We start from the raw sequence: 17,497 nt of genomic DNA, 5'->3' as shown, positions 1-17,497 counted from the left end.
CCCATCGCATCGCGGGTCCGGGACCTGTACCAGGGGAATTCGGAGGGGGAAAAGTTTGTCAAGGGGGGAAATAGGCGGGGGAATCCAGGCCATGATTGGATTCCGCCCCCGGACAGAGGCCACACTCATGGCAGATCCGTTCGCCGAACTACTCCTCCGGCTTCGCAAGGACGCAGGCCGGACGCAGGAGCAGCAGGCAGCCGCCATCAACGCTGTCTCCGGCCGGGACACCATGACCCGTCGAGAGATCAGTCGCTACGAGCAGTTTGAGAACGTCCCGACCAACCACACGCTTGAACAGATCGCGGCGGCCTGCGGCGTCTCATTCGAAGACTTGAGGCGGGAGGCCAAGGCCGCTCGCGCCAGGAAGAGAAAGAAATACGACCGTGAAGAGGAGGACCAGGAGGACGTGAAGCGCCGCACGTTGCTGGGGGGCGCCGCCCTTGGCGTGAGCGCGGCTGCCGAGCCCTGGGGACGGCTGGCCCTCGCCCTCGGTAAGGGTTCCAAGACCGACGCGCCTGCCGCTGCCGTACTCGTCGATCGAGCTGCTGAGTTGCACATCCAAGAACTCAGCCTTAGCGCAAGGCAGTTGCAACGCACGGTCGAGTCTCACCTTGACGCGATCACGGCAGCTCTGCCCCGTGCCGGCGAGCACGAGCGGGCTCTCACCATCGCCGCCGGAGAAACCGCAGCCCTGGCCGGGTGGGTGGCCTGGGACCTAGGGGAGGCACACAAGGCTGACGCCTATTACCAGGTCACGTCGGAGTGTGCATCGGCCGCCGGACACCCGCCACTCCGCGCCCTGGCCCTGACCTACGCCAGCTACGGAGCTCCGACGCCCAAAGAAAGGTTGAGGCTCCTTTCCCAGGCAGCACATGATGTTCGAGGACCCGGCAACGCCACGGCCGCTGCCTGGGTGCTCGGCAGGCAGGCCGAGGAGGCTGCGGCGCTGGGCGACGACACAGAGGCACTGCGTGCATTGGAACGAGCACGTTTCGCCTACGACTTTGCCGATCACACAAGCGAGCAGGCGTGGGTCCGATTCGTGACCCCTTACCGCATGGACTCACTGGCACTCTCCGTCTATGGACAGCTGGGAAGATCCGAGCTGACCGCCACGGCCGACACTGCCGTCGAGCGCCTCGGGGATGGCCTATCGGATGCAGGCGTTGTCGTCCTCGGTGACCTTGCTTCCGCGCTGCTACGCGGCGGAGACGTCGAACAAGGTGTCTACGTAACACGTCAGTTTGCGGCCGCGAGTCAGGCCAAGCCCAATACGATGGGCAAGGAGCGCGCCCGATCCATCGTGACCTGGCTTCCAGACAACGAGCGAGAACTTGCCGATCACCTAAGGCAGTTCGCGTCCTGAGGCTCGTGCCATACGCAACGCGGAGCTTGCCCGGGACGCGAACGCGTCGCGCAGCGCGTCAGCGCTTGGTCGTCTCCTCAACGACCCAGGACAGGTAAGCAGCCGATCCGCCTGTTACAGGAAGGGTGACCCACTGCGGCACCTCGTACGAGTGCTTCTCTGACACCCACGCCTCCAGCTCCGGAAGCCGGGCTGCGGTCGTCATGTACGAGATCCGCCACTCCCGCACCGTCTCGATGTCACTTTTCCACCAGTAGACGGCGGTGAACGGCGCGTCGATGTGAGCGCCCGCTGCCAGCTTGCTCTCAACCGCGCCCCGAGCCAGCGTCTTCGCCTGGTCCTCGTCGTCGATGGTCGTCTGCGCAATCACGATGTCGGTCATGCCACTACCTCTCAAGCCGGGAGTAACCGACCCTATCCAGCGGCTCCCTGTGGGTGCGCAGGTACCAGACGGTGCTCAGGCTGCGGCTTCGTGGGGGTCCTCATCCTCCGGGGAGTCGCCCGGGTGGGACCACCCCTCGACCCAAGTGCTACCAGGAGGGAGGTCCGTCCCCTGTCTCCTCCTTGTACTGCGCCTCCTTGTCCGCCGACATCGAACCAAGTCCGTGGAGTTCCTTGCCATCCGACGTAGTCGTCGCAGGCCATAGCGTTGGTGAGTGGCGACGGCCCACACCAACGCCCTTGTCAATCAAGTTAGTCGCCGCAGGTGCGCGAGGCGGACGACTGGATTCGCTGCTCAAAGACACTTCTTTCCTCGCTGGCGTTCTGGCCGCCGGGGAGCTTCCGTAGATGGGGGGTCAACGTCGTATATCCAAGCGGATTCGCCCATGGCAGACAAGAAAGAGCTCCAAGAGACTGGAACCTGCTCCGGGATCATGTCAACGTACAACACCCTGGAAAATCCAGGTCAGCGAGTGAGGCGAGATTTCGAGTCGGCAGGGAGGCCGACATTTACGGCAGCCAGCCGGTATCTCGCGCTGCTCGGCTTCCTCGTAGAGGCGCTGGACAAGGAGCACCACCTGTCTCGAATGCGACTCTCTGATCCGCCCCTTTCACTGCTCTTCACCCATATGGAGACTTGGTCGTGGAGCGTACATCAGCAAGAGGATTGTGGCGCCCATTCCGCAGCGCTGTCTCTCTGGCCAGTGAGGTCGGGCTGCTCAGTGAGGACTTGTTGCAACGCAGCTACCGCCGGTAGCAGGCGGTACTCGCGCTCCGGTGCTCGGGACAGACGGCGGGACCCTCCGGTTTCTGGCCGTACCGGCTGACCTTCTGGACCGTGCCGGGCGAAACATAGACCACGATCGCCGGTTAGCCAAACCGGCGATCGTGCCGACCATTGAGGGTGTTCGCGGCGGCTGTGCTTGGCGGTGGAGCCGTTGCGAACACAGTCGGAGTGCCGCAAGTACGCAGGAGTTTCCGCGTTGATTTGACGTGGGCTCTCGGTGTTACTGACCCGCTCTGTCGCCCTGTTCGCTCCCTCGCAAGGAACATCCACCCCATGCGCCGATCCGCGATACCTCCTGCCCTTTTTCGTCCGGGGAGGGCAGTCAAACCTTCCATGCCTACCAAATCTGCGCCCATCGGTAATGGCGAGGCGGCGTCGTGACGGTAGCGCTTCAACTTGGGCAGGTGCTGTCTTGACCGCCGGGGGCAGCAATCGGCTGCTGACGCCGGAAGAAGTCGCCGAATGGCTGAAGGTCAGCGAAGTCACAGTCCGGAACAAGTATCGCTCCTGGGGTCTCAAGGCCCAGAAAGTCGGACGTCTCTTGCGATTCCGTGAGCGCGACATCGTGGCCTACCTGGATGAGAACTACGGCTGAGTCGTTCCCTTTCCTCTTGCGGGTGAGTCATGCCCTTTTTCAATGCAGAAAGGAGGCCATATGGCCACCGTCTTCCAGAAGTGCAAGACCGAGCCGACGAACAAGTACTACCCGTGCGAGAAGACCCGCTGCGGCCACAACTGGACGGTCAGGTACCGCGAGCCCGGCGGCCGGACGGCCCGCCAGAGGGAGAAGACGTTCGCCAAGAAGACCGGCCCCGATGGCGCCGACGCCTTTGCGTCGAAGGTCGAACACGACAAGGGTATGGGTGTCTACCTCGACCCCAAGCGAGGGGACATTACCCTTCGAGCGTGGTCGAAGGAGTGGCTCGGGCTTCAGATACTCGCCGAAGGCACGCGCCGGAACTACGAGGGGTTCACCCGGAACCACGTGGTTCCGCACCTGGGTCGGAAGACGCTCGCCGGACTCGTAAAGAAGGACTTCGAGAAGTTCATCGCGGACCTGCACCGGAACGGCGAGGGCATGGCCGCGTCCACCATCAACGACCGCATGAAGTTCGTAGCGGCCATGATGCAGGCGGCCGTCACCGAAAAGCGCATAGCGGAAAACCCTGCGGCGGGCGTGAAGGTCCCCCGGACGAGCTCGTTCGCCGTGGATGAGGATGAGATTCCGACCCTCGAAGAGGTCGATCTCGTCGCGAAGTACATCTCTCCGCAGTACCGGTTGACGATCTACTTGCAGGCAGCGGCCGGCCTCCGGATCAGTGAGACTCTCGCCTTCGCTACGGAGTGTCGTCGAACCGACTTCATACGAGTCCGCTGGCAGGTCAGCTCGAAGGCGAACCGCGGGGATTGTCGGACGCGGTTTGTGCCGCTGAAGCACCGGGCGGAAGGAGAGTACCGCGACATCCCCACGGCGCCGTTCCTAGAAGAAGAAATCGTCGCCCATGCGGAGCGGTGGGACGCCGTGCCGGTGGTATTCACGGACAAGGGGGGCCGGGACAAGGAGCTGGAAGTCTTCTTCGCACCTCGCGAGCGAGGCAAGGGCACGATGCCTACGGCCACGACCTATGCGTACCACTTCAAGAAGGCACTCAAGGCAGCCGGCCTTGTCCGGGCGGACGGCAAGCCGAAGTACACCCCGCACGGCCTCCGCCACTTCTTCGCCTCGACTGCTCTGGCGAACGGTATCCCCATCCATGAGGTCTCGCGTTGGCTTGGCCACAAGTCGATCAAGACCACGGTCGACATCTACGGGCACCTCGTACCTGGCGCCTGGCACCGTTGCCGGGAGATCATGCAGGATGCCATGCGCCCGGTGTAGGTGGACGTGCCGACCGAGCCACCGCAGGAGGTCAACGTGCGAGGAAGCGGCGTAGGTGCTGACCTTGATCTCCCGTGCTGATTCTGTGCTGACTTTGCCCCCCAGAAACCGCGTTTCCGCAGGTGGGAGCGGTGTTTCAAACGTTCCGCTTCAATGTGTAGCGGGTGACGTACCGCCACGTCACTGATCTGGCAAACATGCAGGTCAATAGGGGTTCGGCTCTTCGGGGTCGGGCCCCTGGTTTTTTTCCGTGCTGGGATGGTGCCAGGAAACCTGACCCGTCGTCACCTGCCGTCACCCCTACTCATCCCTACCGTGCTGCGGTTGTGCCGGGATGGCGGTCGGCTCCGGTGCCGAGTCCCAGGCGCGGGCCGCAGCGCTTTTCCTACTCGTTTGACACGCTTGGGGTCATGGCTGAGACGACGTACGGCATCGCGGAGGGGCCAGCGACGCGGGTAAACCTGTCGCTGCCGGAGGGGACCGCCGAGGCGATCCGGGCGCGGGTGGGCAAGCGGGAGTTCTCCGCGTACATCGCCGCGGCGGTCGAGCGTGAGCTGCGCGGCCAGGTGCTGGACGAGTACCTGGCGGACTACGAGAACCGTAAGGAGCCGGGCTCCGAGCAAGCCCGGCAGCGGGCGCGGCACGTCTTCGACGAGGTGTTCGCCGAGGAGGCCGAGTGGCCCGCCGCAAGCTGAGTCACGAGGGGACGCTGGTCCTCGGCAGCGGGGGGTTTCGAAGCTGCTCGCCGACGACGAGCAAGTGGTGGCTCTGGTTGCCGAGGCCCGCTCGCGCGGCATGGAGGTCGTTATCAGCGCGCTCACCATCATCGAGGCCGTCCACGCCCGTACGAACATGTCTTGCCTGAACCGGGTGCTTTCCGGACTGCGCGTAGTCCCGGTGGGCGACGAGGAGGCGCGGGCGGCCTCGAAGCTGTTGATGGATGCCGGCTTGCGCGGGCACACCTACGCGATTGATGCGGCGGTCGCCGAAGCCGCGCTGCGACAGCACCGCCCTGTGGTCATGTTGACGGCCCCGGCGATGTGCTGGCTGCTTGGCCGCTGGGAGTGGTGGATTGCAGGCGGTACGGGAGTTGGTGAGCGCGATCAGGCTGCAGACGTTGCGCTTTGACCAGTGGGCGCCATGTCCGACGCCGCCGGGTTCGGCATTCAGGTGCCCGCCCATCTGCCCTGGTCCGCTACGGTGACTCGCATCTGGTCAGGCAGTGCGCGCCATAGCTGACCAGCGTCGACGCCGACGCCGACGGGATTGGCTGGCGACCGCCCAGCTGCTGCTAGAGCGAATCGAGTCACGGTGAGGGCGCGCAGGCTCCGGCCTTGGGAGACGTCGTCAGCCACACCTGCGGCCATTCCCACCTCGTCTTCCTGGAGGAGTTCGACAGCCGCCGGCACTGGCGGCCGTCGAGCAGATGCTGCGGGGCGGGGTTGTAGACGCCTCATCACTTCACTGGTGGGGGTAGAAGTTGGGGCGCTGGTCGACGTTGTCGTAGTAACGGTGGAACACGGGGGTGATGCCGCCGGAGAGCGGGGGGACGATCCAGCTCCAGTCTGCGGATACGGTGCGGCCCTGGCGTTCCTCCTTGGCCAGGTGGGCGAGGAAGCGCCGGGACTCCTCGTGGTGGTCGCTGATCCGGACACCTGCGGCCTCGAAGGAGTGCAGGACGGCGACGTTGAGCTCGACCAGGGCGCGGTCGCGCCACAGGGTTGACTCGCTGGTGGTGTCCAGCTGGAGGCAGGCGGCGACGGCGGGGAGCATGTTGTAGCGGTCCTCGTCGACGAGGTTGCGGGCGCCGATCTCCGTGCCCATGTACCAGCCGTTGAACGGGGCGAGCGGGTAGTCCATCCCGCCGATGCGTAGGCGCATGTTGGAGATGACGGGTACGGCGTGCCAGCGCAGGCCCAGTTCGGCCAGGCGTGGGACGTCGGGGTGGGTGATAGGGACCTCCAAGACCAGCTCCCGCGGCAGCTCGAAGAACCGGGGTTTGTCGTCGGGGGTGTCGATGACCAGGGGCAGGACGTCGAACGGCCCTTGGGGGCAGCCCTGCCAGCCGAGGCGGAGGATGGCCTCGGTGAGGTCGGCGGTGCGCGGGTCACCGAGCACGGTGCCGTCGTCGCGGCGGTAGCCGGCGTACCGGATGAGCTGCTCGTTCCACACCTGCGGGCCGGGCCGGCCGGGGGAGTCCGGGGCGAAGACCGAAATCACCGGCCTGATGCGCCCGCCGTTGGTCGCCTGGCGCAGGTGCGTGCACAAGTGCCGGTGGATCTCATCGGGGGCTGTGGCGTCCCGGCGGTCCAGGACGCGCAGGCTGTTCCAGTACAGGCGGCCGATGCAGCGACTGGAGTTGCGCCACGCGACGCGGGCACCGTACACGAGCTCGGCGGTGGTGTGCCGGTAGGTGCCCGTGGCGTCGATGGCGGCGCGGACCTGCTCCAGGCGCCGGGCGAGCGGGACGGGCTGATCGGACTGCTCCGCGTGGAACTGGCGCAGGAACTCCTCAGCCTCATTTGGATCGGCGACGCCGCAGGACTGCGGCGTCGCCGGTTCCGCCGACGGGACCGGGCCAAGGGACGAATCGGGCCCCAGTGCCGGGCACGCTGTCGGGGACGGGGCGGGCAAGGAAGGGCCCAGAGCGACTTCGGAGGTCACGATTCCTCGCAGGGGAGTAGAGCGCTGACCTCGTCAGCGGAGGCTGAGCGGCAGGGAGCGAAGGGAGCGGAATTCGAGGTTCTCGTTCCAGATCGGCTCGCCCGCCGTCCGGATGCCCGGGAAGCGGTTCAGCAGGGCGACGTAGAACCACTTCAGCTGCAGGGAGATGAGCTGCGCGGCGAGACAGGCGTGCACCCCTTGGCCGAACGACAGGTGCCGAGCGCTGTTGGGACGGTCGAGGTCGAAGTCGTTCGGTCGCTCGAACATGTTGGCGTCCCGGTTGGCCGAGCCCAGGAACAGGGCGAGAGTCTGCCCGGCCTCGATCCGTACGCCGCCCATCTCGACGTCCTTGGCCGCGACGCGCCAGGTGAACTGGTTCGAGGCGTTGTAGCGGAGGACCTCGTTCGCCGTGTTGTCCACGCACGCCTGGTCCGCCAGGAAGCGTTCGACCTGCCGCGGGTTGCGGGCGAACGCGAGCGTGCCGCTGCTGAGAGAGCCCGGCGTCGTGGGCGCGAACAACGCGATGAACACCAGCGCCAGCTGGTGCACGGTCTGTTCCGGCGTGGTCTCGGTCAGGCCGTCCTGGGCGGCTGCCAGGCGGGCGATGACGGTGTCCGGCAGGACCTTGCCCCGCATGCCCTGGAGGAGTTCGGAGGCGTACGTGTGCAGGTCGGTGAGCTTTTCCAGGATTATCTCCTGCGTCACCGGCTGATCCTTCGGACCGGAGTGGTACGTCATGATCGTATTCACGCGCGGGATGAGGAATCCGAGGTCCTCCTCGGGGACCCCGAAGGCGTGCACGGCGGAGCGTACGGGGAGTTCGGCAGCCAGGGCGGGGACGGCGTCGATCTCGGTGGCACCGGCCGGGATGGAAGCGACCAGGTCGTGCGCGACCTTCTGGAGGACTTGGTCGTAGTGCTGGTGCGCGGCACGGGTGAAGCCTGCGCGGACGGACCGGCGTAGCGCGTCGTGGAGCGGCGGGTCCGTGTACATCACCACGTTCTTGGTCCAGCGGTGGAAGATGTTGTCCGGCGGCAGCGGCTGTCCGGGGAACTTCGCGGCCAGCACTTCCGTCCCCCGGTCGGCGGTGAGCCGGGGATCCTTCAGCCCGGCGGCGCAGTCGGCGTACGTCAAGACCGCCCAGGCGTTCAGGCGCTCGACCCAGTGGACGGGGCGGCGCTGGGCCAGGTCGGCGTAGACAGGGTAGGGGTCGGGCACGATGGACGGGTCGGCGAGCGGCGAGGGGACGGTCACAGGGGCTTCCTTGGGGTAGTCGAAAAGGGATGCGGAGCCGGGGATCGCGGCAGGAATTCCGGGATGGGAGGCGAGCCCTCGATCCCGTGGTTGTCAGTCGCGGCGCATACGTGTTGACAGGGCGGGCGGCGCGGCATCGCCGGGCGGGATCTCCGGCGACGGGGCGAGCCCGGCCACGGAGCGGAGGAATCCTGTGGCGAGCGGCGGTGATTCGCAGGTGCCGTTCGGCGCGGAGATCGGCTTCTCCGACGAGGACCTGAGCTACTGCGTGCGAGCAACGGGGCTGCTGGATCAAGAAGCGGCCCACAGGAGAACCACGCTCACATGTGTTGCCTGTCCTGGTGACGGAGGCGCCGTGGCACCGGAATTCCTCTCTCTTGAAGATCGTGCGCCGGCACACCTTCATCATGGATAGGCATCCCCGACGAAATCTTGTCGATCGGTGACTGATCCTTAGCTGTTGGATGCCAGTTCCGCTATGCACCTTTCGATACCTTCGCGGACAGGGGACCTGCGCATGGCGCGAGGTGCCGACGAAAGCTGCCGCACCACGAGGCGCCTTGTCATATCCCGGTAAAGCCGGGAGGGAATTGGAGGTTTTCCCTCGTCCTGACAGCGACTGAGCTTGTGAGGTCGTTGGCGTGAGGGACGGACCGGTTCCGGCGAGGCATCCGTCGATGAGTGGGAAACATACCAGATTTCCTCATTCCGTTTCGATGGTCCGGCTGAGGTGCTCGGAGAGTGGTGAAAGCGGTGCGGGACCGCAGCGGCGACCAGAAGCCTTCCGCCGGGTTGAGGCCGGGTGCGTAGGAGACCAGCCGGTAGCGGGTCGGCCAGTCCTGCCGGGCGATGAACTGCCGCATTCCATAAGCGAGATGAACGTTCAGGATGCCCCGATGTTGCGGCAGGCGGCAGAAGACGAGGCGGCGAGGAAGGTGGCGGTTGCATCTGACCGTATATCTCACGGGTGACGTAGCGTCTGAGACGCCGGATGTCGATGGACCGGCTCAGCCTGGGAACACGCAAGCCGCAGTCCGGCCGCACTTTCCCCGGCCGACCCGCAGACCGGGCTCTCCTGGGTCGAGTTGGTCCGTGCCGTCGTGGCTCGTTCCGCCCTTCTGCCCGGCCCGCCGCCGGGGAAGTCGCCGCTGGTCGCCCTGCACAGGCCGGCGGTCGCGGACGAGGTGTTCCGGACGCGACCGCCGGAACCTTCCGGCCTGAGACCTGGCACCGAAGGCACTCACCGTGTGTATCCGGCCGGGCCAGGCCCTCCGGCTCCGCCGAACCGGCCCACCTGGTAGGCGCCGGCCGGCTGCCGGGTGATGACCAAGGGATCGCCGTGGAGGACCTGTCGGTGGCGGGACTGGCCCGCACGAAGCTGACCAAGTCCGTGCACGACGCCGGGTGGCCATCGTTCCTCAGCATGCTGGAGTACAAAGCGGAACGGTACGGCCGCACCCTGGTCAGGATCGGCCGGTTCACACCGACCTCCCAGACCTGCTCCAGGCCGCGAGGGAGTTGCCGTAGCAGTCGAGATGCGGATCCATGGGGATCCCCTGACCGAGTCGCAGTTACGCCCTACTGACCGCGCAGCCCCGCAACGTGGGACACCGAAGGCTGTGTGATGTGGCGGGAGTTCGCGACCGGCCCGCAGGCGGTCGGCAGTGCATGAGCTGCATGACGGCTGTGCCCAGGGCCATCGATCCGTGCCGCCTAGCCCCGGGCCGCGTAGTGGCACAGCAACGATCGAGAAGGCGGGAACCCTCCGGCTTCAGCCCGAGGTGCAAGTCACATCACCTGGCCAGGAGTGCTCGTAAGTTGCGTGCGTGCCGGTGGAGGCGTCCACGGTGTCCGATGCTTCGCGCAGTGCGGGCACGTCCCGGGTGGGCGACCGAAGAGCGCACGCGAGGAGGTGCGGCGTCGGCACTCCGGTGACCAGGACGCTCCCCTTCGGCCCGGTGGAGTGACCGAGGTGTGTCGTGTGGTGGCGTCTGAGCTGCATGGTGCGGGGGCAGGCCTCCCGTGCCGGGACCGTGCTGACTCGGCTCGTCCACGACCACGTTTCGGGGCCCTGGTCCTTTCTCGGGCCGGGGTGGCGCCGGGAACCCCGTGCCGAACCGTGGGCGACACGTCGTCCCTGCCGCCGTCATGCCCTCGCCGTTTCAGGTGAAACAGTGCTGCTTCCGGTAATCGCGGGGCGACATTCCGTAGGCGCAGCGGAAGTGTCTGCTCAGCATCGCGGCATCCAGCATCCCCCAGTCCGCCGCCAGCTCATTGATCTTCCGGTGCCCCAGGCTCGGATCCCTCAGATCGCATGCGAAACGCTCCAGGCGACGGCGTTTGACATAGCTCATGACGCTTTCCCCGATCGGTCCGAAAACTCGATGTAACTGACGCACCGATATGTTGTGTTCGGCCGCGAGGGTCGCCGGGCTGATCTCGGGGTCGGCCAACTGCCGGTCGATCGACTCCTGAACCGCGATCAGAAGTGGATCGCATCCCCCAGAGTAATGCTTTCCGAGCTCGGCATATGCGATTCGCGTCGCGGAGATCGCCAGGATGCGCACGACCTCCTCCATATACGAGGACAGAATCCCATCGGTTTTCATCATCTCCACAGCCAGGGTATTCAAGAACGAAAAAAGAAATCCGGATCCGGGACCCTTGGCAGCATCCGTCACGATAAAAGTCCCCCGAGGCGACACCGGGAGTCCATCCTTCGCTTCGTCGGCGAAACGCAGTACGAGGAGTCGCGAAGCAACGGGCACATTCATCGAAAAGGGAACGTCGCCGTCCGTCATAACCAGCGTCCCCGCGTCGATCTCCGTACCGTTTCCGGTACCAGCGATGAACGCCATTCCTGACAGTACGCATATGACTGTTCTCTGCGGCGTCAAGGCCGCCTCCGAGTTGATTGCCTCGAACTCGATGACGGCTGGACCGGAATCTATGATCGTCACCTTGACCCCGCCGGCCTTGAAAGATTTTATCTGCATGCCTGAGCTCGACAAAAGGCAGTACCTTGCGCTCGGCGCGTCGGCCGGAAATCGAGTGAAGCAAGATGCTTCCCCCTTCTCGGCTCCGAGCGCGACAAACAGTTCAGAACAGGCCACGGCGAGATCCTCCGCAAGGAACGAACCCAGTCGTTCACCCGCTTAGTTTGATTGAAATTTCAACTACCAGGTCAATCGGGTCTGGCGCCGGAGGCGGGAGAATCCTGGTCACAACCCGCGGGTGCGATCGATGCTCCTCGCGCGCCGCAGACGGGTCAGGTGTGCTGACATTCCGCTGCGGACGTCTCCATCGTGGGTGCGTGGACCCTCGGATCCACGTTGGGTGACTTGCTCACCCGCTGCGTCGACCGAGGGGAGGTGCGATCTGACAGGCCTGTGGCCAGCCGTCTCCGCCGGCTGGCGTCAGGCAGTCACCCGGGTCACTGCATCGCACCGCATAAACGCTCCTGCGCCGGAGTCCGTGGCGACGCCCGAGCGAGCCTCGCTCGCACGGCATGCCGCCGCCCGGGCCAGGGTGGCCGTAACGGTCGCGCCCCGTTTCTCCATGCCGTGGCCAGCGCCTCCGGAAACAGTGCGGAGAGAGAAACTCCGTCGCCGCGATCGGGTTTCCAGGTCTGTCCGAGGCAAATTTGTCCATCAGGTTTTCCTCACTCATCACGAGGCCACGAACGGCCGTAAGGGGAAGGGGCCGTGCGCGTCTTCGCTTACTGAGTCCGTGCGAGTCCGTCACTGCTCATCAGGAGGTGCTGCGCTGTACAAGAGAGCGCTGTGGGAGCGCTCCCGCTTATTGACAGTGCCCTGCGGGTGGCAGTCCAGTCAAGTACCTACTGATTGACCGGAGTTGTGTGTTGGCTCCTGAGGGTGCGCACACAGGAGCATTGTCTTGGCGGGCGGTGCGCAAGCCACCTGCGGGATTGTCGGCGCAGCCGTACGTGCGTTCATCGAACTCGCCCGTTGGGTTTACCTCACCAGCTATCCGCTCAACTGCACTCACTCGCTACGCCGGGGTGGTTGACTGAGGCGACGGCCCGCCGGACGGACGGAGTCGTCGAGCGCGAGCGCTGCCGATGCGGGAAGTCACAGGCAGCTCCCTGCGCTTTCCTCCGGTCGCGGAAGTCTGGTCTTCCTGTGTCGAATTTGTTTGTCGAAATTTTGCGAGGTGGCGGGGGCTGCAGGACCCCGGGCGCGGATCACCACCTCACCGTTGCCCGACCCCGCTGGATCGTCGGCACGTGGCCTCCTCGCAGTAGCTCCCGCTGCAAACGGAAGCCTGGCGTCCAGAGGCAACGACGCGGTCACTGACCGACAAGACTGCGCCGCGGAAACAACCCCATGATGCTTATGTTCCAACGTGCGAGAACCATTCACAGGGGGATTCCCGGTGCTACGACACCTGCTTCATCGGGACGGACAAGACATTCTGAGAACGGTTCTCCTGCAACCGCTTCTCGATCCGGCGGCCCGTCGGCCGCACGCGGTGGCTCGGGTTCTCGTAGGAGAAGCCGGCACCCGTACCCCGTGGCCCCCCGAACCGTCGTCGCTCACCACTCCTGGCGCCACTCGGCCCCACGTAGGCCCGACGTCTTTCCCCTCCCCTGCTTCCGCTTTCCATGCCATCGGCTTGAGCGCGCCCACGGGCGGCTCGACGACAGAGAGGAACGGATACCTGTGTCGCACCTGACCGGTGAAGATCTCCCGGAGGGAGCGCTCGCCACGACGTGGCCGAGTCTCCTCGAAGCGCGGGTGGCCGACACACCTGACGCCATCGCGCTCGTCGCCGGGGACACGGCGCTCACGTACGCGCAGTTCAATGCCCGTGCGAACCGGCTCGCCCGGTGGCTGAAGTACCTCGGCGCCGGGCCGGAGCGGTCGGTCGGGCTGGTGCTGGGCAGGTCCGCGGACTTCTTCCTGTGCGCGACGGCCGTGCTCAAGTGCGGGGCCGCGTACCTGCCGCTGGATCCGAACTACCCCGTGGAGCGACTGTCCTTCATGGCCCGGGACGCAGCACCCGTGGTGCTGGTGACGACGTCGGACGTCCGGGGCGACCTTCTGGGCCAGCTGCCCACCGGCAGCCTCGTGGTACTGGACGACGAGGCCACCGAGGACGTACTGCGCCGTCTGCCGGACCACGACATGGAGGACGGGGAACGTTTGGAGCCACTGCGCCCCGCGAGTCCCGCCTACATCATCTACACCTCCGGCTCCACGGGGATCCCCAAGGGAGTCGTCGTCACCCACCAAGGCGTCGCGAGCCTGATCGCGACCCAGCGTCGTCGCCTCGCCGTCACCGGCGCCTCACGCGTGCTCGCCTTCTCGTCCCCGAGTTTCGACGCCAGTTTCTGGGAGATGTCGATGGCGCTGCTGGCCGGGGCCGCGCTCGTGGTCGGCAGGCCGGGGCGGCTGCTGCCCGACGCCGAACTGGCCGCGTTGATCGCGGACCACGGAGTCACTCATGTCACTCTCCCGCCCTCGGTCGCGGGTGCGCTGGGCCCCGACATGCTGCCTCCGAGCGTGACGCTGGTCGTCGCGGGCGAAGCGTGCCCGGCGGCTCTCGTGCAGCGCTGGCGCCCGCACCGGACGATGGTGAACGCCTACGGCCCGACGGAGTCCACCGTCTGCGCCACCATGAGCGATCCGCTGGCCGACGACGTGGCGCCGCCGGTCGGCCGGGCGGTGGACGGCACCCGGATCCATGTCCTCGACGACCGCCTCGCACCGGTTGTGCCGGGAGCGGTCGGCGAGATCTACATCGCGGGGCACAGCCTGGCACGCGGGTACCTCGAGCGGCCGGGTCTGACCGCGCAGCGGTTCGTGGCGGACCCCTTCGGCCCGGCCGGCAGCCGTATGTACCGCAGCGGTGACCTCGGCCGCTGGACCCGTTCAGGAGACCTGGAGTTCGTCGGCAGGGCGGACGACCAGGTCAAGGTACGCGGCTTCCGTATCGAGCCGGGCGAGATCGAATCCGTCATCGCCGGGTGCCGCGGGGTCCGGCAGGCCGCCGTCGTCCTGCGTGAGGACCGGCCCGGAGAGCCATACCTCGCCGCCTACGTCATACCCGAGAACGCGGCCGCCGACGAGGCGGCCGGCGAGGAACCGGACGGTCAACTCGATGCCTGGCGACGGCTCTACGACGATCTGTACGGCCGAGCCGACACCGCCGACTTCGGCGAGGACTTCTCCGGCTGGGTGAGCAGTTATGGCGGGCGGCCGATCGAGGGGATGCGCGAATGGCGTGAGCAGACCGTGCGGCAGATCCGCGAACTGGCTCCGCGCCGCGTACTGGAGATCGGCTGCGGTTCCGGTCTGCTGCTCTCGCAGCTGGCGGGTGACTGCGAAAGCTACTGGGGCACCGACATCTCCGGGGCCCTGATCGAGCGGCTGCGCGGGCAGGTCGCCGAGCGCCCCGGCCTCGCGGACCGGGTCGTCCTGCATCAGCTCTCCGCCCATGAGCTGGGGAGTCTGCCCAGCGGCGGCTTCGACACCGTCGTGCTCAACTCCGTGATCCAGTACTTTCCCTCAGGCGATTACCTGTTCGACCTACTGCGCGAGGTGTCCCGGCTCCTGGTACCCGGGGGCGCGGTGTTCCTCGGCGACGTCCGTAACCTTCGTCTGCTGCGCACCTTCCACGCCGGGGGGCTGCTGGCGGCGGCCACGCACACCGACACTCCGCAGACGGTCTGCGCGGCGATCGACCGGGCCATGGCGCAGGAGAAGGAACTGCTCGTGGACCCGGAGTTCTTCACGACGGCCGTCGGCGCGCTGCCCGGCATGACGCTGGAGTCGTGCACGCTCAAACGGGGCGGGTACGACAACGAACTCAGCCGCTATCGCTACGAGGTGGTGCTGCGCAAGCATGCCGGGCCTGCCGATGACACCGGGCCCACGGACGACGCGGGGCCGGTCGTGCGACTGCGGTGGGACGGCGAGATGGCGAGCCTGGCCGACGTCGCCGATCGGCTGCGTCGTGGGAAACCGGAGCGGTTGTGCGTCACCGGGATCCCCAACGGCCGGGTGGCCGGCGAGCATGCCGCGACACTCGCGCTGTTCGACCGGCGCCCCCTGCACGAGGTGCTGTCCCTGGGGCAGGCTCCGGCGGGCGTGGCACCGGAGGACCTGCGCCGGCTGGGCGCGGAACTGGGCTACCGGGTCGACTGCACCTGGTCGTCCGAGGACGACGCCCTGATCGACGCTTCCTTCACACGCGCCGGAGCGCTCGTGCCGCGTCCCGCCCCCCGGACCGACGCGGAGCCGGACGGTTTCTCCCCGGCCCGGTTCACCAACAGGCCGGCGTTCGCCCGCCCCGACTCCCAGACGATGGCCTCTCTTCCCGGGCAGGTCGCGGCGAAGCTGCCGGCCTTCATGGTCCCGGAGGTCTTCGTCCCGCTCGACAGGCTGCCGGTCACGGTGAACGGAAAGCTCGACCGCGGCGCCCTGCCCCGGCCGCGGCGCGCCGCCCATGCCTCGGGACGTCCGCCCAGGACCGCCCGCGAGGAGGTACTGGCGGCGATCTTCGCCGACGTACTCGCGACAGCCGACGTCACAGCCGACAGCGACTTCTTCGCCGTCGGCGGCAACTCCCTGCTGGCCACCCGACTCGCCGCCGAGGTCCGGCGGCGCCTGAACACCGAGATGCCGCTGTCGTGGCTGTTCGAGTCGCCCACCGTCGGCGCGCTCGCCGCCCGCTTCGACGCGGGGGACGAGGCCAGGCCGCTGCCCGTGCCGAGCGAGTACGCCTCCGGCAGCACGGCGCCGTTGTCGGCCCAGCAGATGCAGATGTGGCACGAGTACCGCCGAAGCCTGTGTCGCGACATGTTCAACGTGCCGCTGTCGCAGCGGCTGACCGGTGCCGTCGACGCCGAGGCACTGCGCGCCGCCCTCGCCGATGTCGTCACCCGGCACGTTCCGCTGCGCACGCTCGTCCAGGACGACGGCAGCGGTCCGTGTGCGGTGATCACGGAAGCCACCGCGGACGACATCCCATGGACGGAGACCAGGACCACGCCCGAGCGGCTGTCCGAGGATCTCGCGCACGCCGCCCGCCGCCACTTCGACCTCGAGACCGAGATCCCGCTGCGGGCCGTACTGTTCACGCTCGGCCCGGACGAGTCCGTACTGCTGCTGGTCATGCATCACATCGCCGCCGACGGCTGGTCCTTCGGCCCCCTGCTGGAGGACCTGGTCCGCGCCTACCGCGCCCGGACCGAGGGGCGCGCACCACAGTGGGAGCCGCTGTCCTTCGGCTACCTCGACTACGTCGCCTGGCAGCGCCGGCTGCTCGGCGCCACGGACGACCCGAGCGACGTCGCGCTGCGCCAGGCGGAGTACTGGAGGAAGACGCTGCACGGTGCCGACGACAGGCCGGTCCTGGAGACCGACAGCCCGGCGCCGGCCCAGCAGGACTTTGCCGGCAGGTCCCTCGATCTTCCGCTCGAAGTCGGCGGCCACCGGGTGCTGACAGCCGCGGCCCGTGAGCACGGTGTCACCGTCTTCATGATCCTGCACGCCGCGCTCGTCGCACTGCTCGCCCGCAGGGGAGCAGGAGGGGACGTCACCGTCGTGACCGCGGTGGCCGGCCGGACCGACACCCAGTTCGAACCGCTGGTGGGCCTCTTCGCCAACACCTTGGCGCTGCGCACCGACACGTCGGGCAACCCCACCTTCCGCGAACTGCTGGACCGGGTCCGCGTGACCGATCTCGGTGCCTATGCCCACCAGGACCTGCTCTTCGAGCGCCTGGCCGACGTGCCACCGCCCCAGGTGTCACTCGTCCTGCGCACGGTCGCAGCTCCGCCGGCCGACCTGCCGGGCCTCACCATCAGTCCCGGCCCACGGCCGGCGAGCGAATCCGCCCGCTATCCGGTGCTGTGGACCGTGGAGCATCTGGCCTCCGCCGCGGACGGCGGGACGCTGCGCAGCCACATCCAGTACCAGAGCGGGCTGCTGCGCGACGACACGGTCGTCCGGCTCGCCCAGCAGTACGAAGTCGTGCTGTCCCTGTTGTTGAAGGATCCCGATCTCCGCGTCCAGGACCTCCCACTGCAGTGACTCCCAGGGCCAGCCCGTCCGATCCCATCATCTGTGAGGTCCAC

9 protein-coding genes and 2 pseudogenes are annotated in these 17,497 nt (G+C 67.0%); 7 read left to right on the top strand and 4 right to left on the bottom strand.

Annotation, left to right across the window (positions count from 1 at the left end; all coding sequences use genetic code 11):
• Nucleotides 1-127 precede the first annotated feature (127 nt).
• The gene (locus tag SCAB_RS15130) at nt 128-1,369 is read left to right on the top strand and encodes a helix-turn-helix transcriptional regulator (RefSeq protein ID WP_013000949.1); all 1,242 of its coding nucleotides are present in this window, start codon (nt 128-130) and stop codon (nt 1,367-1,369) included.
• A gap of 58 nt (nt 1,370-1,427) precedes the next feature.
• Here SCAB_RS15130 and cutA read toward each other — a convergent pair whose 3' ends face one another.
• Nucleotides 1,428-1,751, bottom strand: a complete 324-nt coding sequence (gene cutA / locus SCAB_RS15125; protein ID WP_013000948.1) for a divalent-cation tolerance protein CutA — start codon at nt 1,749-1,751, stop codon at nt 1,428-1,430.
• Nucleotides 1,752-3,009: 1,258 nt separating this feature from the next.
• Between cutA and SCAB_RS15120 the strand changes: the two genes are divergently transcribed.
• From SCAB_RS15120 to SCAB_RS15105, 4 genes and pseudogenes are all read left to right on the top strand, one after another.
• Nucleotides 3,010-3,192 carry a helix-turn-helix domain-containing protein gene (locus SCAB_RS15120; RefSeq protein WP_013000945.1) on the top strand — a complete coding sequence of 61 codons (183 nt, stop codon included), beginning with the start codon at nt 3,010-3,012 and terminating at the stop codon, nt 3,190-3,192.
• 60 nt (nt 3,193-3,252) lie between these two features.
• Nucleotides 3,253-4,476 carry a tyrosine-type recombinase/integrase gene (locus SCAB_RS48440; protein ID WP_013000944.1) on the top strand — a complete coding sequence of 408 codons (1,224 nt, stop codon included), beginning with the start codon at nt 3,253-3,255 and terminating at the stop codon, nt 4,474-4,476.
• Between the two features lie 410 nt (nt 4,477-4,886).
• Complete coding sequence (locus tag SCAB_RS15110; RefSeq protein ID WP_010352781.1) at nt 4,887-5,171, top strand: hypothetical protein; 285 nt, start codon at nt 4,887-4,889, stop codon at nt 5,169-5,171.
• Nucleotides 5,153-5,604 (top strand): annotated as a pseudogene (locus SCAB_RS15105) (hypothetical protein). The gene SCAB_RS15110 and the pseudogene SCAB_RS15105 overlap by 19 nt, the downstream one beginning before the upstream one ends.
• A 333-nt stretch (nt 5,605-5,937) precedes the next feature.
• Here SCAB_RS15105 and SCAB_RS15100 read toward each other — a convergent pair.
• Nucleotides 5,938-7,110 (bottom strand): nitric oxide synthase oxygenase, encoded by a 1,173-nt coding sequence (locus SCAB_RS15100; protein ID WP_013000941.1) that lies wholly within the window; start codon nt 7,108-7,110, stop codon nt 5,938-5,940.
• Between the two features lie 63 nt (nt 7,111-7,173).
• Nucleotides 7,174-8,394, bottom strand: a complete 1,221-nt coding sequence (txtE, locus tag SCAB_RS15095; protein WP_010352784.1) for a 4-nitrotryptophan synthase — start codon at nt 8,392-8,394, stop codon at nt 7,174-7,176.
• A gap of 1,327 nt (nt 8,395-9,721) precedes the next feature.
• Here txtE and SCAB_RS48435 point away from each other — a divergent pair.
• A pseudogene (locus tag SCAB_RS48435) lies at nt 9,722-9,979 on the top strand (zinc ribbon domain-containing protein); the annotation flags it as partial.
• Nucleotides 9,980-10,556: 577 nt separating this feature from the next.
• On the opposite strand, the gene txtR reads toward SCAB_RS48435, so the two are convergent.
• On the bottom strand, nt 10,557-11,507 hold the full coding sequence (gene txtR, locus SCAB_RS15090; RefSeq protein WP_223786355.1) for a cellobiose-binding transcriptional regulator TxtR: 951 nt from the start codon (nt 11,505-11,507) through the stop codon (nt 10,557-10,559).
• A 1,569-nt stretch (nt 11,508-13,076) separates the two neighbouring features.
• Here txtR and txtA point away from each other — a divergent pair.
• Nucleotides 13,077-17,453: a thaxtomin non-ribosomal peptide synthetase TxtA gene (txtA, locus tag SCAB_RS15085; protein ID WP_010350605.1), complete on the top strand. Its 4,377-nt coding sequence runs from the start codon at nt 13,077-13,079 to the stop codon at nt 17,451-17,453.
• The last annotated feature ends 44 nt before the right edge of the window (nt 17,454-17,497 follow it).

It is taken from the genome of Streptomyces scabiei 87.22 (assembly GCF_000091305.1).
GTDB lineage: Bacteria > Actinomycetota > Actinomycetes > Streptomycetales > Streptomycetaceae > Streptomyces > Streptomyces scabiei.
This window is presented reverse-complemented; position numbering and strand designations above follow the sequence as displayed.